Source organism: Paracoccus aminovorans (genome assembly GCF_001546115.1).
Taxonomy (GTDB): Bacteria; Pseudomonadota; Alphaproteobacteria; order Rhodobacterales; family Rhodobacteraceae; genus Paracoccus; species Paracoccus aminovorans_B.
This window is the reverse complement of the sequence record NZ_KQ955210.1, coordinates 437,357-454,933: the sequence shown is the minus strand read 5'-3', so window position 1 is coordinate 454,933 and position 17,577 is coordinate 437,357. Positions and strand designations below refer to the sequence as shown.

The window sequence follows — 17,577 nt, the reverse complement described above, 5'->3', positions numbered from 1 at the left end:
TCAGTTCTGCGCAGGCGCAGCGGGCGCCTCGGTCGGCTGCGCGGGCGCCGGGGTTGCCGTGCCCTCGGCCGTCGCCGGCGTTTCCGATTCGATGCGCGAGACGTCGTTCGTCTCCTCGGGCTCGGCGCCAAGAAACAGGAAGGCCGCCAGCGCGGCGATCGCCAGCGCGACCGCAATGGCGATGATCGCCGCCGGGTGACGGCGGGCGGCTTTCTCGGGTTCGGTATTGTGTGACATGACAATCTCCTCTCCGGCAAAACCCGGCAGGGGAAGCCGCGGTTCCCGTCAAGGTTGCCGGGCGGACGGCAACCCCCCGCCCGGCAGGCTGGCCTTAACCAGAGGCCGCAGCGGGGGCCTGCGGCGCCGGTGCCGTGACGGCCGGCGGCAGGTTGCGCTCGATGTCGCGGTCGCTGGTATCCATGAACAGGATATACAGGAAGGCGCAGATGGAAATCGCGAACGCCAGGCCAAGCACCAGGAAGAAGGGCCGGTTCTGGCGGATCTGTTCGGGAATGCCTGCGGGGTCTTCGTTCGCCATGGGAATATCCTCCCGATTACGGCCGCATATAACGCGCGGCCGGGCAGGAAGTTCCGTTAGCGCAACCCTGATTGCCCTTGGCGGCGGGTCTGCTAAGCAGCCGCCATTCTCGACATGGAGTTCCCGATGCAGATGACCGATACCGTCCGCAAGATCCTCGCCAATTACGAGGGCGAAGCGCCTGGTGTGAAGGCCCAGCTGGCCCGCATGCTGATGACCGGCAAGCTGGCCGGCACCGGCAAGATGATCATCCTGCCGGTGGACCAGGGGTTCGAGCACGGCCCGGCGCGCAGCTTCGCCCCGAACCCGGCCGGCTATGACCCGCATTACCACTATCAGCTGGCGATCGACGCCGGGCTGAACGCCTATGCCGCGCCCTTGGGCATGATCGAGGCGGGCGCCGACACCTTTGCCGGCCAGATCCCCACGATCCTCAAGGTGAACTCGGCCAATTCGCTGATGTCGGACACCGCCGGCAAGAACCAGGCGATCACGGCTTCGGTCGACGACGCGCTGCGGCTGGGCTGCTCGGCCATCGGCTTCACCATCTATCCGGGCTCGGACATGGCGCTCGACATGGTCGAAGAGATCGTCGAGATGCGCAAGGAAGCCGCGGCCAAGGGCGTGGCGACCGTGATCTGGTCCTATCCGCGCGGCGAGGCGATCACCAAGGACGGCGAGACCGCCATCGACATCGCCGCCTATGCCGCCCAGATTGCGGCGCTGATCGGCGCGCATATCATCAAGATCAAGCTCTCCACGGACCACCTGATGCTGCCGGAAGCGAAGAAAGTCTACGAGGACAAAAAGATCGACATCTCGACCCAAGCCAAGCGCGTGGCGCATTGCATGCAGGCCTCGTTCAACGGCCGCCGCATCGTGGTGTTCTCGGGCGGCGCGGCCAAGGGTGCGGACGCGGTCTTTGACGATGCCCGCGCCATCCGCGACGGCGGCGGCAATGGCTCGATCATCGGCCGCAACAGCTTCCAACGCTCGCGCGAGGATGCGCTGGAGATGCTGCAGAAGCTGGTCGACATCTATCTGGGCAAGGCCTGAGCGCCCGCGGGGGCGCTGCCCCCGCACCCCCGGGATATTTCGACAAGAAAGAAGGGCGCTTCGCAGGCGCCCTTTTCCTTTGGCCGCGGAACGCCTAGTCTCTCGCGCCACAGGCAGAAGGATGGGTGCATGGCGTTTTTCTCGAAACTGCGCGAGCGGCTGACGCGGTCGTCGTCGAAGATCGGCGCGGGGCTGGATGACATCGTGTCCGAAGGCGCCGATCCGCAAGGCGCGGCACCGGTGCAGCCTGCGCCGCCGGTTGCCACACCCGCCCCGGAGGCCCCGCCCCCTGAAGCGCCGGCCAAGCCCGGGCTTCTTGGCCGCCTCTTCGGCCAGGCCGCCCCGGCCGAGCCGCGGCGCGAGCTGGACGACGAGATGCTGGAGCAGCTGGAAGAGATGCTGATCCAGGCCGACATGGGGGTCGAGACCGCCCTGCGCGTCACCGCCAATATCGCCGAGGGCCGCATGGGCCGCCGCATCTCGGCCACCGAGCTGAAGGAGCTGCTGGCCGCCGAGATCGCCCGCATCATGGCCCCGGTCGCGCGGCCGCTGCCGATCTATCCCAAGCGGCCGCAGGTGGTGCTGGTCGTGGGCGTGAACGGCTCGGGCAAGACCACGACCATCGGCAAGCTCGCGAGCCAGTTCAAGGCGGCGGGCAAGAATGTCGTCATCGCCGCCGGCGACACCTTCCGCGCGGCCGCCGTCGAGCAATTGCAGGTGTGGGGCCAGCGCGCCGGCGTGCCGGTGATGACCGCGCCCGAGGGTTCGGACCCCGCCAGCCTTGCCTTCGACGCCATGACCCGGGCCGAGGCCGAGGGCGCCGACCTGTTGATGATCGACACCGCCGGCCGCTTGCAGAACCGCCAGGACCTGATGGAGGAACTGGCCAAGATCGTCCGCGTCATCCGCAAGAAGGACCCTTCGGCGCCGCACAACACGCTGCTGGTGCTGGACGCCACCACCGGCCAGAACGCGCTGAGCCAGGTCGAGACCTTCCAGAAGCTCGCCGATGTCTCGGGTCTGGTCATGAACAAGCTCGACGGCACCGCGCGCGGCGGCGTGCTGGTGGCGCTGGCCGACCGTTTCGGCCTGCCGATCCATGCCATCGGCGTCGGCGAGCAGATCGACGACCTCGACGCCTTCGACGCCCGAGACTTCGCGCGGGCGCTGGTCGGGCTCGACTGAGGCTTTCTCTGTTTTTCAAATACCCCTGCGGCCGGGCAAGCCGGGCGACGTCAGGGCTTGACCAGATGCGTATCCGTCTTGGTCGTTTCCTCGGGCACGACATTGCCGCCGCTGGTCGCGGCGGGCATGGACACGTCCTTGGGCTGCTCGAAGGCGGCGGTCAGCTCGGCCGTCTTGGCCTTCTTGTCGTAGATGCAGACATAGCGGTCGGCGCCGCCATCGGCCAGCGTGGTGATCAGCAGCGCCGCGCCATAGCTTTCGGAGCCGAAGGGGTTGATCTCGATCGCCGTTTCGCCCTCGGCCGGCGCCAGCGCCGTGCAGGCCTGTTCCACCTCGGCGCGGAACTGCTCCCAGGCTTCGTCGCTGGAGGCCAGGGCGGGGGTGGCGGCAAGGGCGATCAGCAGGACGGGCAGGCGCATCGGTTTCCTCCGGTTGGTTGCCAAGGGGAACGTCCCTGCCCCGCCCGCGGTTGCTAGAGCCCCAGCCGGGCGGCGAATTCCCGCACCTCGGCCGCGTCCCCGGCCGCGACCGAGCGCAGCAGCGTCGCCTGCGAACGCAGGATCGGCGCGCCCTCGATGACCTTGAGGTGGTTCGCCCGCAAGGTCTCGCCCGAGGAGGTGATGTCGGCGATGGCCTCGGCGGTCAGGTTCGCCACCGTGCCCTCGGTCGCGCCCTGGCTGTCGACCAGCTGGTAATCCGCGACCTCCTCGGCTGAAAGCCAGGCCCGCACCAGCCGGTGGTATTTCGTGGCGATGCGCAGGCGGAAGCCGTGCTCGGCGCGGAAGTCGCGGGCGATGGTGGCGAAATCGTCCAAGCTCTCGCAATCGCGCCAGCAGGCCGGCACGGCCAGGATCAGGTCGGCATGGCCGAAGCCCATCGGCGCCAGTTCCTCGACATGGCTGCGCCAGCCGGCCAGCTTCTCGCGGATCAGGTCGGTGCCGGTCACGCCCAGATGGATGCGGCCGGCCTGCAACTCGCGCGGGATCTCGCCCGCCGACAAGAGCACCAGCGCGACGTTTTCCGCGCCCTCGACCCGGCCGGCATATTCGCGGTCCGAGCCCGCACGCGACAGCCGCACGCCGCGTTCGGCGAACCAGTCGAAGGTCTGCTCCATCAGCCGCCCCTTGGACGGCACCCCCAGCCGGATCATGCCGATTTCCCCAAGACTGGCCCCCCCAGTTCATGCACCAGCCCGGGGCGGATGATGCCGCCCACCGCCGGGATCGAGCGGCCTTGCGCTTGGCCCAGCACCGCCGCCAGCGCGTCGTAGCGCCCGCCCGAGGCGACGGGCGGCCAGTCCTCGCGCCCCGCTGCCGCGAAGCTGAAGGTCATACCGTCGTAATATTCCATCGTGTGCCGGCCATGGCTGGCGTCGAAATGCACCTGGCTCACGTCGATGCCGCGCGCGGACAGCGCCGCGAGGTTGCGTTCCAGCCGGTCCACCGCCTCGGCGATGTCGGGGATCTCGGCCGCCAGCCCGCGCAGCTGCCGCAGCGCCTCGGGGGCCGGGGCCTGGATGGCGAACAGTCGCTCCAGCCGCTCGACCCATTGCGGCGGCAGCGGCGCCTCGGCGGCGTCGCTGCGCAGCCGGTCGATGCGGGCCTGCATCTCGGCCGGCGAACGCAGCCCGGTCCAGGGCGCGCCGCTTTCCGGGAAGCTGCGGGCCTCGGCCGGCGCGGCGAAGCGCGCCAGCGCCTTGGCAAAGCGGCGCGGCCGCCAGATGTGGTGCAGAAGTGCGGCGCGGCGCGCGCCCGACAGCGGCAGCGCGCGCACCGCATCCATCAGCAGGTCCATGTCGCCCATGCTGGCCTGCAGGCCCAGCGGCTTCAGCACGCTGTGAAACAGCGCAAAGACCTCGGCATCGGCGTCCGGGTCGCGGGCGAAAAGCTCGAAACCGGCTTGCAGATATTCGTTGTCGCGCGGGTGCTCGGGCCGGGTTTCGCCATGGTCCTGCTTGCGGAACACCTCGCCCAGGTAGCAATAGCGCGCGGGCTCGGCGCCGTTCTGCATATGCATCTGCACCACGGGCACGGTGAAGTCCGGCCGCAGCATCATCTCGCCCCGGATCGGGTCCTGGGTGACATAGGCGCGCGCGCGGATGTCCTCGCCGTAAAGGTCCAGCAGCGTCTCGGCCGGCAGCAGCAGATCGGGGGCGACCTCCTGCGCGCCGGCGGCGCGGAAGGCGGCGAGGATCTGCTGGCCGATGGCCTGTTTCTCGCGCTTGCTCATCCGAGGATGCGCCGGACTTCGGCGACCAGCTGGTCGCGCGGCACCTCGGTCTGGGCGGGCTGGGATTTCCATTCCTCGTGGCTGGCCTCGGCGGCGATCTTCGCGCCCAAGACCAGGTCCTTGACCTGCACCACGCCACGCGCCGCCTCGTCGCCGCCTTGGATGACGGCGACCGGGGCATTGCGCTTGTCGGCATATTTCAGCTGGTTGCCGAAGTTCTTCGGATTGCCCAGATAGACCTCGGCGCGGATGCCGGCGGCGCGCAGCTCGGCCGCCATGGCTTGGTAATCGGCCATGCGGTCGCGGTCCATGACGGTGACGACGACCGGGCCCTGCGCCTCGCCGCCCATCAGCCCCTTGGCGCGCAGCGCGGCCAGCAGCCGGTCCACGCCGATGGAGATACCGGTCGCCGGCACCTTTTGGCCGGTGAAGCGTTCGACCAACCCGTCGTAGCGCCCGCCGCCGGCGACCGAGCCGAACTGGCGCTTGCGGCCCTTGTCGTCGAGGATTTCGAAGGTCAGCTCGGCCTCGAACACCGGGCCGGTGTAATAGCCGAGGCCGCGCACGATCGAGGGGTCGATCACGGCGCGATCCTCGCCCACGCCCATGGCGGCGAGCATCTCGCTGATCTGGGCGAGTTCCTCGACCCCCTCGGCGCCCACGGCCGAGGCACCGACAGCGGCGCGGAGATTGGCCAGCGTCGCGGCGTTGTCCGCACCCTTCGAGGTCAGGAAGGCCAGCACCGGCCCGGCCTGTTCCGGGCTCAGCCCCACGCCCTCGATGAAGGCGCCGGATTCGTCCTTGCGGCCCGAGGTCAGCAGCTGGCGCACGCCCTCCTCGCCGACCTTGTCGAACTTGTCGATGGTGCGCAGCACGTCGTCCGCGGGCTTGCCCTCGGCCACGCCCATGGCTTCCAGGATGCCGTTCAGCACCTTGCGGTTGTTGATGCGGATCAGGTAATCGCCGCGGGCGATTCCGGCATGTTCCAGCGCCGCCGCCAGCATGGCGCAGATCTCGGCATCGGCGGCGACCGAGGCAGAGCCCACGGTATCGGCATCGCATTGATAGAACTGGCGGAACCGGCCCGGCCCCGGCTTTTCGTTGCGCCAGACCGGGCCCATGGCATAGCGGCGATAGGGGCTGGGCAGGTCGTTTCGGAACTGCGCCGCGACGCGCGCCAGGGGCGCGGTCAGGTCATAGCGCAGCGCCAGCCAGTCGCCGGCGCCGCCCCCCGGAACATCGGCCTCCTGCCAGGCAAAGACGCCCGCGTTCGGGCGGTCCACGTCGGGCAGGAACTTGCCCAGCGCCTCGACGGTCTCGACGGCGCTGGTTTCCAGGGGCTCGAAGCCGTGGCGATGATAGATCTCGGCGATGCGGTCCAGCATCTGCTTGCGTTCGGTGACGTCCGCGCCGAAATAGTCACGGAACCCCTTGGGCGTTTCCGCCTTGGGTCGGGGCTGTTTCTTCTGATCTTTCGCCATGGTTTGCCTCGGGCTTTTCCAGGCGCGGGTCTAGCGGATGGAGGGTTGATGGACAAGCGCGAGCGGGAGTTGCGGCTGGAGGAGGCCGTGGCGCATCTGAGCCGGGTGGTCGACGACCTGTCCGAGGTCGTGGCGCGCCAGGAGCGCGAGATCGTCCGGCTGAGCCGGCGGGTCGGGCTGCTGATGGAGCGCGAGGCGGAACGCGAAGCCGAGGGCGGCACCATCCCCCTGGCCGACCAGCGCCCGCCGCATTGGTGAAGGGTTAAGGGCCCTGCCCTCGGCCCGTGCCGGGCTATCGGGCCTGTGCCGGCCGCTTCTCGACTGAAGAGGTCTCCCGGACCTTTTCCCAGGCGTCTGGAAGCCCGGGGGTATTTCCGAAACGGAGAAGGGTCAGCGGGTTGCCGGGCCGAGGCGCGGGCCGGCCGGCATCGCGGCCTGCAGCGGCGCGGTCAGCGGCGGTTCGGCGGCGCGGGCATGGGCCTGCTGTTGCGGCATGGCGCGCATCGGCTGGCTGAAGGGCGCCCGGACCGGCGCGGGTTGGGCCGTGGACGGCTCCGCCGGGCGAATCGGTGCCGGCGCTTCGGGCGCAACGGATGGCGCGGCGGTCGGAGGCGTGGTCGGGGCCGCGACCGGCTCCTCGAGAGGCAGGTTGCGGGCAGGCTCGGCCACGAGGGCGCGGCGGAAGACCAGCAGGTTGTGATAGACGGTGGTGCGGCTGGTCAGGCCCGAGCGTTCCTCGGCCGGCAGCACCTCGGCGCGGACATATTCCCAGCCCTCGCGCGCCATGTCGTTCAGCGCGTCGGCCAGCGTCGCGGCGAAGCGTTCGATGCCGGTGCGGGCACCCTTGGCCTTTTCGCCGCGCGCCGGGGCGGGAATGACGGTGTATTCGTAGCTGCTCATGCTCTCGCCTTTCTTTTGCGCGCAGGTTAGGCGAGATGCGCCGGCAAGGGAAGCGTCGCGCGCTGCCCCGGGCGAGGGCCGGCGCGAGGCGCGGCCCAAGGACGCGCGGCTGCGGACATCACCAACGCGATGATGCGGCGCAGGGCTTTTCCTCGACCGGCGGGGCTGGCCGGGGGCGCCGGATGGGCGCGCGGGGTTCTTCGTGGATGAGGCGCGGGCATGACGGACGGCCCGAGGTTGTTCGACGATTGGCCGACGGGAGAGGCCGCATGTTGCAGAGCGGAATCAGCACCCGCGAGAACTTCCACGACAGGCTGACTTGCTGGTATCAGAGCAACGATGGCGGAAGGCGCAGAACGCGCTTGGACCCGATGCAAGCAGGTGGTGCGGCCTGGACTGATACCGGTCCCCTCCCCGAACCGTTCCGGCGTGAGATCCGGGACGCAACCGACAATTGGATGCAGATAAATGGAGGCGAAAAGCCGTTCCTATTCCATCGCCGCGCGGCATGTCGTGGCGCGTCCGAAAGCGCAGCAAGCGCCTGATCCGCAGCACCCGACCACCAAAAGCCACGGCTCGACCGCGGCTTTGAAGCCCGCCCCTCGTCAGCGCCCTGAAACCGCCGTCGTCGGAAACAGCTGCGCCAGGTCATAGGAATCGCGGATGCCGATATTCTGGGCATTCTGCGCCAGGAACGCCTCGGCCGCGACGACGCCGGCATCGTGCAGCCGCTCCAGCAGGCCCGGCGCCGGCACCAGCTTGGTCGCGGCGGTCAGCGAATTCATCAGCGCGTCGTCCATGATCGCATGCAGCAGCACGTTCTTCATCGGCCGCCCGGTCAGCCGGCCCTCGGCATGCAGCTTCTTGACGAAATTGATCGCGCGCAGCTCGGCCAACAGCGCGGCGTTGAAGCTGATCTCGTTCACCCGGTCCTGGATCGCGGCCGGCGAGCGTGGCAGCACCTCGCGCAGCATCGGGTTGATGTTGACCACGACGATGTCGCGCGGCAGGTCGGCGCGATACAGCGGGAACAGCGCCGGATTGGCGGAATAGCCGCCGTCCCAATAGGCCTCGCGCCGCCCGGTCAGCGGGTCGTCGATCTCGACCGCGCGAAAGATCTCCGGCAGGCAGGCCGAGGCCAGCACCGTGTCCACCGTCACCTCGGCGCCGCCGAAGACCCGCACCAGGCCGGTGCGCACATTGGTCGCGGTGACGAAGAAGGCCGGCCCCTCCTCGCGGCCCAGGCGCGGATGCGGCATCTCGCGCAGGATGGCGGCCAGCGGGTTGGAATAGAACGGCCCGCTGTCATAGGGGCTGAAAATCCGGGTCAGCGAGCCGAGCCAGGCCACCGGAGAAAGCAGCTCGGTCAGCCGCTGCCAGCCCCTGGGCGAAGGGAACATCGAATGCAGCCAGCGCACCATGGCATTGTCGCTGACCTGTCCGACCTGCGACCAGATATAGGCCAGATTCTGCCGCGCCGCCTCGCGTCCGCGGCGGCCGGGACCGCAGGACAGGCCCGCCGCCAGCGCCGCGCCATTCAGCGCCCCGGCCGAGGTGCCGCTGATGCCGCGGATCTCGATCTCGGGCTCGTCGAGCAACCGGTCCAGCACGCCCCAGGCAAAAGCGCCATGCGCGCCGCCGCCCTGCAGGGCCAGGTTGATGTGCTTGACCGCCATGTCGCCTCCAGCGTTTCAGCCGCATTTTGCACATGCAGCATAACATGCCGCAACGCAGCATGAAACCGCCCGGCTCCGGCTTTCTCTGTTTTGCAAATACCCCTGCGACCGGGCCACAGGCGCGGTGAGGTCAGTCCTCGGCCTGCGCCTCGGCCCGGCTCTTGCCGGCGACATCCAACGCCAGGGTCGCTGCCATGAAGGCGTCGAGGTCGCCGTCCAGCACGCCCTGCGTGTCCGAGGTCTCATGCGCCGTGCGCAGATCCTTCACCATCTGGTAGGGATGCAGCACGTAGGAGCGGATCTGGTTGCCCCAGCCGGCATCGCCCTTGGCCTCGTGCTGGGCGTTGATCGCGGCATTGCGCTTGTCGAGCTCCAGCTGATACAGCCGCGCCTTCAGCGCCGCCATGGCGTTGGCGCGGTTCTGGTGCTGGGATTTTTCCGAGCTGGTCACCACGATCCCGGTCGGCAGGTGGGTGATGCGCACCGCCGAGTCGGTGGTGTTGACGTGCTGCCCGCCCGCGCCCGACGAGCGATAGGTGTCGATGCGGATGTCCTTGTCGGGGATGTCGATCTCGATATTGTCATCCACCACCGGATAGACCCAGACCGAACTGAACGAGGTATGCCGCCGCGCCGCCGAATCATAGGGCGAGATGCGGACCAGCCGATGCACGCCGGATTCCGATTTCAGCCAGCCATAGGCGTTCGGCCCCGAGATCTTGTAGGCGGCCGAGCGGATGCCGGCCTCGTCGCCGCCGGTCTCGCTGAGCAGCTCGACGGTATAGCCCTTTTTCTCGGCCCAGCGGACATACATCCGCGCCAGCATCGAGGCCCAGTCGCAGCTTTCGGTGCCGCCGGCACCGGCGTTCACCTCGAGGAAGGTGTCGTTGCCGTCGGCCTCGCCATTCAGCAGCGCCTCGAGTTCCTTCTGCGCCGAAAGTTCGGCCAATGCCTTCAGCGATGCCTCGGCATCGGCGACGATCTCGGCGTCATCCTCGGCCTCGCCCAGCTCGATCAGCTCGGCATTGTCCTTGAGCTCGGTCTCGATCCGGCGATAGGTCTCGACCGCGTCCGAGAGCATCTGGCGGTCGCGCATCAGCTTCTGCGCGCGGGCCGGGTCGGACCAGATGTCGCCGGCCTCGATCATGGCATTCAGTTCCTCCAGCCGGTGCGGCGCGGTTTCCCAATCCATGCGCTGCGCCAGAAGCTTCAGCGACTTGCGGATCGCATCGATGGTGGCTTGGGTTTCGGCGCGCATGGGTCGGTCTCTTTCAGGTCGGAACCGCAGCACAGATAGCGCGGGCGCGCGTCGCGGGCAAGGGATGCGCGCGAGGCACGGCCGGCGCCGGGGGGCTGCCTGCCCCCGGACCCCCGGGGGTATTTTCAGAGCAAAGAAATCCTTGCGGCTAGTAGAGGCCGCCCGAGGAGAGGGTGCCGAAATCGGCCTTTTTCGGGATCACCTTCTTCTTGCCGGTCGAGGTGGTGACCGCCTGGCCGCCGTCGCGGGCCGAGGTGAACAGCGGCAACGTCGCCGGATCGGCGCGGCCGAAGCCGCCGTCGACCAGGCCGAGGCCGCTGAGATCCTGGCCGTCGCGGAAATATTCGGCGATGACATTGTCGCCCTTGGCGTCGGGGCCGAGGATGGCGCCGCTGAAGCGGTCGATGTTGACGAAATGCCCGCCCGGCGGCACCTTGAAGGCGGTGCCGCCGAATTCCTTGACCGCTTCCTTCATGAATTCGTTGAAGACCGGGACGCAAAGCGTGCCGCCGAAGGCGTTCGAACCAAGCGTGCGCGGCTGGTCGTAACCCAGGTAGCAGCCGGCGACGAGGTTCGAGGTGAAGCCGATGAACCACACGTCCTTGGCGTCATTGGTGGTGCCGGTCTTGCCGGCCACCGGCACCGGCAGGCTGACGCCGCGGCCCGAGCCGCGCTTGACCACGCCCTCCATCATCGAGGTCAGCTGATAGGCGGTGATCGCGTCCATCACCCGCTCGCGGTTCGAGACGATCTGGGGCGCGGCGCCGGCCGGCAGCGTCGCCTGGCCGCAGGTCACGCAGTCGCGGCGGTCGTGGCGATAGATGGTGCGGCCGCGGCGGTCCTGCACGCGGTCGACCAGCGTCGGTTCCACCCGCTCGCCGCCATTGGCGAACATGGCATAGGCGGCGACCATCTTGAACAGCGTGGTCTCCTGCGCGCCGAGCGAGTTCGCGAGGAAATGGCCGAGATGGTCGTAGACGCCGAATTTCTCGGCATATTTCGCCACCGTATCCATGCCGATGTCCTGGGCGATGCGGATGGTCATCAGGTTCCTGGACTGCTCGATCCCGGTGCGCATCGGCGTCGGGCCGTAGAACTTGCCCGAGGCGTTCTTGGGCGTCCACAACCCCTGCGGCGTGTTCACGGTGATCGGCTCGTCCACGATGATCGTCGCGGGCGTGAAGCCCGAATCCAGCGCGGCCGCATAGACGAAGGGCTTGAAGCTGGAGCCCGGCTGGCGCTGCGCCTGGGTGGCGCGGTTGAAGACCGAGCTTTGGTAGCTGAAGCCGCCCTGCATCGAGATCACCCGGCCGGTGTTCACGTCCATCGCCATGAAGCCGCCCTCGATCTCGGGCACCTGGCGCAGCGTCCAGCGGATCAGCGCGCCGGTCTTGTCGTCGGTCATCTGCCGGACCAGCACCACGTCGCCGACCTCGAGCAGGTCCGAGGCCACGCGCGCCTTGGGGCCGAGCTTGCCGTCCGAGAGCCGCTTTCGCGCCCATTGCACGTCCTTGGCGGGGATGGTCTGGGTCGCCTCGTGGTCCTCGATGCCGATGGTGGCGTCGGTGTCGCCGAGCGCCAGCACCACGGCCGGGAACCAGCCCTCGATGTCGCGCGGCACCTTGGTCTCGGCCAGGGCGGCGCGCCAGTCGGCCTCGGTGGCGAGCTGTTCGGCCGGGATGGTCACGCGGGTGCCGCGCCAGATGCCGCGGCCGCGGTCGTATTGCTCCAGCGCCTTCTGCAGCGCCCGGGCCGCGACCTTCTGCAGCCGGGGATCGACGGTGGCGCGGATGGCGAGCCCGCCCGAGAAGAACTCCTCGGCGCCGAACTGCGCCGAGAGCTGGCGGCGGATCTCGTCGGTGAAATAGTCGCGCGGCGGCAATTGCTGCTGGAAGGCCGGGAAATCGCCGTTCTGCACCGAGCGCAGCGGCAGTTTCGATTCCGCCTCCCAGGTCGCCTGGTCGATATAGCCGTTCTGCCACATCTCGCGCAGCACGTAGTTGCGCCGTTCCGTCACCCGCTCCTTGGCGCGGACCGGGTGATAGCGACCGGGGGCCTGCGGCATGGCGGCCAGCGTCGCCGCCTCATGCGGGGCCAGTTCGGTCAGCGGCTTGTTGAAATAGGTCTGCGCCGCCGCGGCGACGCCGAAGCTGTTCTGACCCAGGAAGATCTCGTTCAGATACAGTTCCAGGATCTGGTCCTTGGACAGCGTCGATTCCAGCCGCGTGGCCAGGATCAGCTCCTTGATCTTGCGCTCGACGCTGCGGTCGCTGGACAGCAGGAAGTTCTTCATCACCTGCTGGGTGATGGTCGAGGCACCGCGCACGTTCTGGCCGCGCGACTTCACCGCCTCGACCATGGCGCCGATCATGCCGCGCGGGTCGAAACCGTGGTGGTGATAGAAGTTCTTGTCCTCGGCGCTGACGAAGGCCTCGCGCACCAGGGGCGGGATCTCGTCGATGGGCACGAAGATGCGGCGTTCCTCGGCGAATTCGTCGATGATCCGGCCCTCGCCGGAAAAGATCCGGCTGATGGTCTTGGGCGCGTATTGCGCCAGCTGCTCGTGGCTGGGCAGGTCGCGCGAATACATCCAGAACACCCCCCCCACGGTCAAGGCGATGAAGAACACGGCCGTCACGAACCAGGAAAAGATCGCGCCGAAGAAGGACAGGACGAAACGCAGCAACGGGCAAGGCCTCTCGGGGAAAACAGGGCCTCTATAGACAGCGCCACCGCCCCCGTCAAAGCAACCTTGCGCTACTTGCGGGAAAGTGCCGCCCGCGCCGCGTCGTCGCGCGCCCAGAGGCTGGCGGCCTGGGCGATGGCCCCGGCCGTGCGCGCCCGCCATTCCGGGTCGAAGAGGTTCGCCCGGTCGCCGGGATCGGTCAGGAAGCCGAGCTCGATCAGCACCGAGGGGATGTCGGGCGATTTCAGCACCGAGAACGCCGCGCCGCGCATCGGGCGGCGGTGCATGACGATGCCGGCGCGGTTCAGTTCCGACACGGCAAACTTGGCGAAGGCCTCGGATCGCGGCTGGGTCTCGATGCGGGCCATGTCCATCAGAACGTCGGCGATCTGGTCATCGGTGCCGGCCAGGTCCAGCCCGGCCAGCAGATCGGTGCGGTCGTGGCGCATCGCCAGTTCGCGCGTGGCGCGGTCGTCGGCCTGCGGGTTCCAGGTATAGATCGAGAGCCCCGCCGCCTCGCCCGCCGGCAGGGCATCGGCATGAAGCGAGATGAACAGGTCGGCCTGCCCCGCGCGCGCCAGGGTCATGCGCCGCTCCAACGGCACGAAGCTGTCGTCGCTGCGGGTCGGCACCACCTCGAAACCGGCGCGGGTCAGTATCTCGGACAGTTCGCGGGCAAAGCCCAGCATCACCGCCGCCTCATAGATGGCACCGACCTGGGCGCCGGGATCATGGCCGCCGTGGCCGGGGTCGATCGCGATGCGCAGCGGCCGGTCGGCGGCGCGGCGCGGCGGCAGCGGCGCCACCGCCGCCGGCGCCGGCAGATCCCACAGCGCCGAAAGCGCATTGCCGCGGGTGGCGAATTCGTCCTGCGGCACCGGCTCGATGCGCAGCTTGACCAGCGCGCCGCCGGCGCCGCCCTCGGCCGGGCGCTGCACCGCCATGCGCAGCGCATAGGCGCCGGGCAGTTCCATCACCAGCCGCGACCAGCCCGGCCGGAACCGGCCCCAGCGCAGCGCCGGCACCAGTTCGCGCCCCGGCAGCGCCTGGGCGTCGGTGCCGGCAAAGTCGATCTCGCGGAAATCCACCACCAGCCGCGGCGGGCCATCGAGGAAATAGACCCGATAGGGCACCGGCTGGCTGACCGCCAGTTGCAGCTCGAGCGGCCGCGGCTTGCCGCGGTCGCGCCCCTCGGCCAGCAGCGCGGAATGCGCCAGGTCGATCCGCGCCAGCGCCGAGCGGTCCTGCGCCAGCGCGGGCCAGGCGAGGCAGACCAGCAGCAGCGCGAAAAGCCACCTCATCGGGCCGCCCGGTAATCGTCCATGAAACCCGCAAGCCGGTCCAGCCCCTCGGCGATGTCGGCGGTCGAACGCGCATAGCTGAAGCGCAGCGTCCGCGCCCCGCGCACGGGGTCGAAATCCAGCCCGGGCGTGACGGCGACCCCAGCCTTTTCAAGGATCTCGGCGGCGAAGTTCAGGCTGTTGTCCGTCAGTTCCGAAACATCGGCATAGATGTAGAAGGCGCCCTCGGGCGGGGCGATGCGGTCAAAGCCGATGCCGGGCAGGCGTTCCAGCATCAGGTGGCGATTTTCCGCGTAAACAGCCAGGTTTGCATCGGCTTCCTCGACGCAATCCAGCGCCGCCAAGGCCGCGACCTGGCTGGCATGGGGCGGGCAGATGAACATGTTCTGGGCAATGCGCTCGACGGTGCGGATCATGGCTTCCGGCACCACCATCCAGCCGACGCGCCAGCCGGTCATGCTGAAATATTTCGAGAAGCTGTTGATCACGAAGACCTCGTCAGTGACCTCCAGCGCCGAATGGAAGCCGGCGCCGTAATCGAGCCCGTGATAGATCTCGTCCGAGATGACATTCATCCCCAGTTCGGCGGCCCGCGCGGTCAGCGCCGCCAGTTCCTCGCGCCGCAGCACGGTGCCCGAGGGGTTGCCGGGCGAGGCCAGGATCAGCCCCCGCGCATCCAGCGGCAGGTCCTGCGGGCGCGGCTGATAGCGATCCTCGGCCCGGGTCGGGATACCGACAGGTTGCAGCGACATGGCGCGCAGGATCTGGCGATAGCTGGGATAGCCCGGCTCGCCCAAGGCCACGCGGTCGCCGGCATCGAACAGCGCCGCAAAGGCCAGGATGAAGGCGCCCGAGGAGCCGGGCGTGACCACCACCCTGTCCGGGTTCAGTTCGATGCCATACCAGCGCCGGTAGAGCCCGGCGATGCCGCGGCGCAGTTCCGGCAGGCCAAGCGCGACGGTATAGCCCAGCGGCTGGTCCAGCGCCGCGGCCAAGGCCCGGCGCGCACCCTCGGGGGCCGGGGTCGAGGGCTGGCCGACCTCCATGTGGATGATGTGGCGGCCGGCGTCCTCGGCCTTGCGGGCCGCCTCCATGACATCCATCACGATGAACGGATCGACCTGCCCGCGCTGCGAATGTCTCATCTCTGCCTCATGGTTTTGGCCGGGTATCGGGCCTGGCGCCCCCCGGGTCAAGCGCCCGAGGTCAAGCCCGCGTGAAAGCGCGCCTGAAACCCGGGCCTGCCGCTTGCAACGGCGGGCGTGTCGGGCCAAGCTTTGCGGCAACTGGAAAGGACCACCGATGAAAGCCATTCTGACCGCCGCGGCTCTGACGGCGACCGCCCTGCCCGCCCTTGCCTTCGACCCGGCGAACATGAGCGAGGCCGAGAAGGCCGCCTTCGGCGAAGCAGTGCGCGACTATCTGATGGCCAATCCCGATGTGCTGGTCGAGTCGATCAACGTGCTGGAAGAGCGCCGCGTGGCCGACGAGGCCAAGAACGACAAGCTGCTGGTCCAGAACAACAAGGACGCAATCTTCGACGACGGCCACAGCTGGGTCGGCGGCAACCCCGAGGGCGACGTGACGCTGGTCGAGTTCATCGACTATCGCTGCGGCGTCTGCAAGAAGGTGAACCCGGAGCTGGAGAAGCTGATCTCGGCCGATGGCAATATCCGCTGGATCCTGAAGGAATTCCCGATCCTGACCCAGGAAAGCGACCTCGCTGCGCGCTTTGCCGTGGCGGTGCAGCAGGAGGCGGGCGCGGATGCCTATAAGAAGGCGCATGACGCGCTGATGGAATCGCGCGGACCGGTGAACCTGGAAAGCCTGACCGCGCTTGCGGGCGAGCTGGGCGTCGACGACAAGGCGGTGCTGAACCGGATGAATACCGAGGAGGTCTCGGCCGTGCTGCGCAAGAACCGCCAGCTGGCCGAGCAGATGAGCGTGATGGGCACGCCCACCTTCATCATCGGCGGCGAGATGCTGCGCGGCGTGCCGGCGGACGGGCTGCAGGGCGCGATTGCGCGGGCGCGGGCGGAAAACGGCTGAGCCGGGCGCCGGCGTCGCTTGGGTATTTGCAGAGCAAAGAAGTATGGGGAGCGGTCCGGCGGGCCGCCCCTTTCATTCGGCGGCGGCGGATTGCGCGGATTCGATCTCGGCGGCGCGTTTCTCGACCAGTTCGACGATATGATCGACCATCTGGTCGTTGGTCATCTTGTGGTTCTGCTTGCCGGCCAGGTAGACCATGCCGGCGCCGGCGCCGCCGCCGGTGAAGCCGATGTCGGTCATCAGCGCCTCGCCGGGGCCGTTCACCACGCAGCCGATGATCGACAGGCTCATCGGCGTCTTGATGTGTTCGAGGCGTTTTTCCAGCGTCTCGACGGTCTTGATGACGTCGAAGCCCTGCCGCGCGCAGCTGGGGCAGGAGATGATCTGCACGCCGCGGGTGCGCAGGCCCAGCGATTTCAGGATCTCGAACCCGACCTTGACCTCTTCGACAGGGTCGGCGGACAGGCTGACGCGGATCGTGTCGCCGATGCCCATCCATAGAAGATTGCCCAGACCGACGGCGGATTTCACCGTGCCGGCCGTAAGCCCGCCCGCCTCGGTGATGCCCAAATGGATCGGCGCGTCGGTCGCCTCGGCCAGCTGCTGATAGGCGGCGGCGGCGAGGAAGACGTCCGAGGCCTTCACGCTGATCTTGAATTCGTGGAAATCGTTGTCCTGCAGGATCCTGATATGGTCGAGACCGGATTCCACCATCGCATCCGGGCAGGGCTCGCCGTATTTTTCCAGCAGGTGCTTTTCCAGGCTGCCGGCGTTGACGCCGATGCGGATCGAGCAGCCGTGGTCGCGGGCAGCCTTGATGACCTCGCGCACCCGGCTTTCGTCGCCGATATTGCCGGGGTTGATGCGCAGGCAGGCGGCGCCGGCCTCGGCGGCCTCGATGGCGCGCTTGTAGTGGAAATGGATGTCGGCGACGATCGGCACCGGGCTTTCGCGGCAGATCTCGCGCAGGGCGCGGGTCGAGGCCTCGTCAGGGGTCGAGACGCGCACGATGTCGGCGCCGACATCGGCGGCGCGCAGCACCTGGTCCAGCGTCGCCCTGACGTCGCTGGTGTCGGTGTTGGTCATGGTCTGCACGCTGATCGGCGCGTCCCCGCCCACCGGCACCTTGCCGACCATGATCTGGCGCGACTTGCGCCGGTCGATGTTGCGCCAGGGGCGGATGGGGTTATGCGACATGGCGGCGGCCTTTTCCTGCGC

Annotated in this window: 17 protein-coding genes; 4 read left to right on the top strand and 13 right to left on the bottom strand. The window is 68.5% G+C overall.

From position 1 onward, the window contains the following. Entirely contained in the window at nt 1-237 is a 237-nt protein-coding gene (locus tag ASV56_RS20010) for a hypothetical protein (protein WP_062563726.1), read from the bottom strand. 94 nt (nt 238-331) lie between these two features. Beyond that, entirely contained in the window at nt 332-538 is a 207-nt protein-coding gene (locus ASV56_RS20005; RefSeq protein ID WP_062563725.1) for a hypothetical protein, read from the bottom strand. A 126-nt stretch (nt 539-664) separates the two neighbouring features. Here ASV56_RS20005 and ASV56_RS20000 point away from each other — a divergent pair, with 126 nt between their 5' ends. Both ASV56_RS20000 and ftsY read left to right on the top strand, forming a co-directional pair. Beyond that, on the top strand, nt 665-1,594 hold the full coding sequence (locus ASV56_RS20000; RefSeq protein ID WP_062563724.1) for a class I fructose-bisphosphate aldolase: 930 nt from the start codon (nt 665-667) through the stop codon (nt 1,592-1,594). A gap of 129 nt (nt 1,595-1,723) precedes the next feature. Beyond that, nucleotides 1,724-2,779, top strand: a complete 1,056-nt coding sequence (gene ftsY, locus ASV56_RS19995) for a signal recognition particle-docking protein FtsY (RefSeq protein ID WP_062563723.1) — start codon at nt 1,724-1,726, stop codon at nt 2,777-2,779. Nucleotides 2,780-2,829: 50 nt separating this feature from the next. Here the strand turns inward: ftsY and ASV56_RS19990 are convergent, their stop codons facing one another. The 4 genes from ASV56_RS19990 to hisS are packed head-to-tail and all read right to left on the bottom strand — an operon-like array spanning nt 2,830 to nt 6,489. Continuing rightward, nucleotides 2,830-3,198 carry a hypothetical protein gene (locus ASV56_RS19990; protein ID WP_062563722.1) on the bottom strand — a complete coding sequence of 123 codons (369 nt, stop codon included), beginning with the start codon at nt 3,196-3,198 and terminating at the stop codon, nt 2,830-2,832. 53 nt (nt 3,199-3,251) lie between these two features. Then, nucleotides 3,252-3,929: an ATP phosphoribosyltransferase gene (gene hisG / locus ASV56_RS19985; RefSeq protein ID WP_062563721.1), complete on the bottom strand. Its 678-nt coding sequence runs from the start codon at nt 3,927-3,929 to the stop codon at nt 3,252-3,254. Beyond that, nucleotides 3,926-5,008, bottom strand: coding sequence for an ATP phosphoribosyltransferase regulatory subunit (locus tag ASV56_RS19980; protein ID WP_062563720.1), 1,083 nt, complete (start codon nt 5,006-5,008; stop codon nt 3,926-3,928). Before ASV56_RS19980 ends, hisG begins: the two co-directional genes overlap by 4 nt. After that, entirely contained in the window at nt 5,005-6,489 is a 1,485-nt protein-coding gene (gene hisS, locus ASV56_RS19975; RefSeq protein WP_062563719.1) for a histidine--tRNA ligase, read from the bottom strand. The genes ASV56_RS19980 and hisS overlap by 4 nt, the downstream gene beginning before the upstream one ends. Before the next feature lie 48 nt (nt 6,490-6,537). On the opposite strand from hisS, the gene ASV56_RS19970 reads away from it, so the two are divergent. Then, nucleotides 6,538-6,747 carry a SlyX family protein gene (locus tag ASV56_RS19970; protein ID WP_062563718.1) on the top strand — a complete coding sequence of 70 codons (210 nt, stop codon included), beginning with the start codon at nt 6,538-6,540 and terminating at the stop codon, nt 6,745-6,747. A 132-nt stretch (nt 6,748-6,879) separates the two neighbouring features. Here ASV56_RS19970 and ASV56_RS19965 read toward each other — a convergent pair whose 3' ends face one another. The 6 genes from ASV56_RS19965 to ASV56_RS19940 form a co-directional block, all read right to left on the bottom strand. Continuing rightward, complete coding sequence (locus ASV56_RS19965; RefSeq protein ID WP_062563717.1) at nt 6,880-7,389, bottom strand: DUF4177 domain-containing protein; 510 nt, start codon at nt 7,387-7,389, stop codon at nt 6,880-6,882. Between the two features lie 605 nt (nt 7,390-7,994). Further along, a complete protein-coding gene (locus ASV56_RS19960; RefSeq protein ID WP_062563716.1) occupies nt 7,995-9,065 on the bottom strand; it encodes a patatin-like phospholipase family protein in 1,071 nt (356 codons plus the stop codon). A gap of 130 nt (nt 9,066-9,195) precedes the next feature. After that, complete coding sequence (gene prfB / locus ASV56_RS19955) at nt 9,196-10,323, bottom strand: peptide chain release factor 2 (RefSeq protein ID WP_062563715.1); 1,128 nt, start codon at nt 10,321-10,323, stop codon at nt 9,196-9,198. A 148-nt stretch (nt 10,324-10,471) separates the two neighbouring features. Continuing rightward, on the bottom strand, nt 10,472-13,009 hold the full coding sequence (locus tag ASV56_RS19950) for a penicillin-binding protein 1A (protein ID WP_062563714.1): 2,538 nt from the start codon (nt 13,007-13,009) through the stop codon (nt 10,472-10,474). Between the two features lie 71 nt (nt 13,010-13,080). After that, the gene (locus ASV56_RS19945; protein ID WP_062563713.1) at nt 13,081-14,310 is read right to left on the bottom strand and encodes an N-acetylmuramoyl-L-alanine amidase; all 1,230 of its coding nucleotides are present in this window, start codon (nt 14,308-14,310) and stop codon (nt 13,081-13,083) included. After that, entirely contained in the window at nt 14,307-15,455 is a 1,149-nt protein-coding gene (locus ASV56_RS19940; protein ID WP_062563712.1) for a pyridoxal phosphate-dependent aminotransferase, read from the bottom strand. The genes ASV56_RS19945 and ASV56_RS19940 overlap by 4 nt, the downstream gene beginning before the upstream one ends. A gap of 157 nt (nt 15,456-15,612) precedes the next feature. Between ASV56_RS19940 and ASV56_RS19935 the strand changes: the two genes are divergently transcribed. Beyond that, a complete protein-coding gene (locus ASV56_RS19935; protein ID WP_062563711.1) occupies nt 15,613-16,359 on the top strand; it encodes a DsbA family protein in 747 nt (248 codons plus the stop codon). Nucleotides 16,360-16,431: 72 nt separating this feature from the next. On the opposite strand, the gene ispG is transcribed toward ASV56_RS19935, so the two are convergent. Then, complete coding sequence (gene ispG, locus ASV56_RS19930; protein ID WP_062563791.1) at nt 16,432-17,556, bottom strand: flavodoxin-dependent (E)-4-hydroxy-3-methylbut-2-enyl-diphosphate synthase; 1,125 nt, start codon at nt 17,554-17,556, stop codon at nt 16,432-16,434. Between the last annotated feature and the right edge of the window lie 21 nt (nt 17,557-17,577).

Bases quoted from the DNA above. Each gene is read 5' to 3' on its own strand.
- ASV56_RS19960 (WP_062563716.1), bottom strand. From the start codon at position 9,065: ATGGCGGTCAAGCACATCAACCTGGCCCTGCAGGGCGGCGGCGCGCAT.
- ASV56_RS19990 (WP_062563722.1), bottom strand. From the start codon at position 3,198: ATGCGCCTGCCCGTCCTGCTGATCGCCCTTGCCGCCACCCCCGCCCTG.
- ASV56_RS20005 (WP_062563725.1), bottom strand. From the start codon at position 538: ATGGCGAACGAAGACCCCGCAGGCATTCCCGAACAGATCCGCCAGAAC.
- hisG (WP_062563721.1), bottom strand. From the start codon at position 3,929: ATGATCCGGCTGGGGGTGCCGTCCAAGGGGCGGCTGATGGAGCAGACC.
- prfB (WP_062563715.1), bottom strand. From the start codon at position 10,323: ATGCGCGCCGAAACCCAAGCCACCATCGATGCGATCCGCAAGTCGCTG.
- ASV56_RS19965 (WP_062563717.1), bottom strand. From the start codon at position 7,389: ATGAGCAGCTACGAATACACCGTCATTCCCGCCCCGGCGCGCGGCGAA.
- ASV56_RS20010 (WP_062563726.1), bottom strand. From the start codon at position 237: ATGTCACACAATACCGAACCCGAGAAAGCCGCCCGCCGTCACCCGGCG.
- ASV56_RS19940 (WP_062563712.1), bottom strand. From the start codon at position 15,455: ATGAGACATTCGCAGCGCGGGCAGGTCGATCCGTTCATCGTGATGGAT.
- ASV56_RS19935 (WP_062563711.1), top strand. From the start codon at position 15,613: ATGAAAGCCATTCTGACCGCCGCGGCTCTGACGGCGACCGCCCTGCCC.
- ASV56_RS19945 (WP_062563713.1), bottom strand. From the start codon at position 14,310: ATGAGGTGGCTTTTCGCGCTGCTGCTGGTCTGCCTCGCCTGGCCCGCG.
- ispG (WP_062563791.1), bottom strand. From the start codon at position 17,556: ATGTCGCATAACCCCATCCGCCCCTGGCGCAACATCGACCGGCGCAAG.
- ftsY (WP_062563723.1), top strand. From the start codon at position 1,724: ATGGCGTTTTTCTCGAAACTGCGCGAGCGGCTGACGCGGTCGTCGTCG.
- hisS (WP_062563719.1), bottom strand. From the start codon at position 6,489: ATGGCGAAAGATCAGAAGAAACAGCCCCGACCCAAGGCGGAAACGCCC.
- ASV56_RS19970 (WP_062563718.1), top strand. From the start codon at position 6,538: ATGGACAAGCGCGAGCGGGAGTTGCGGCTGGAGGAGGCCGTGGCGCAT.
- ASV56_RS19980 (WP_062563720.1), bottom strand. From the start codon at position 5,008: ATGAGCAAGCGCGAGAAACAGGCCATCGGCCAGCAGATCCTCGCCGCC.
- ASV56_RS20000 (WP_062563724.1), top strand. From the start codon at position 665: ATGCAGATGACCGATACCGTCCGCAAGATCCTCGCCAATTACGAGGGC.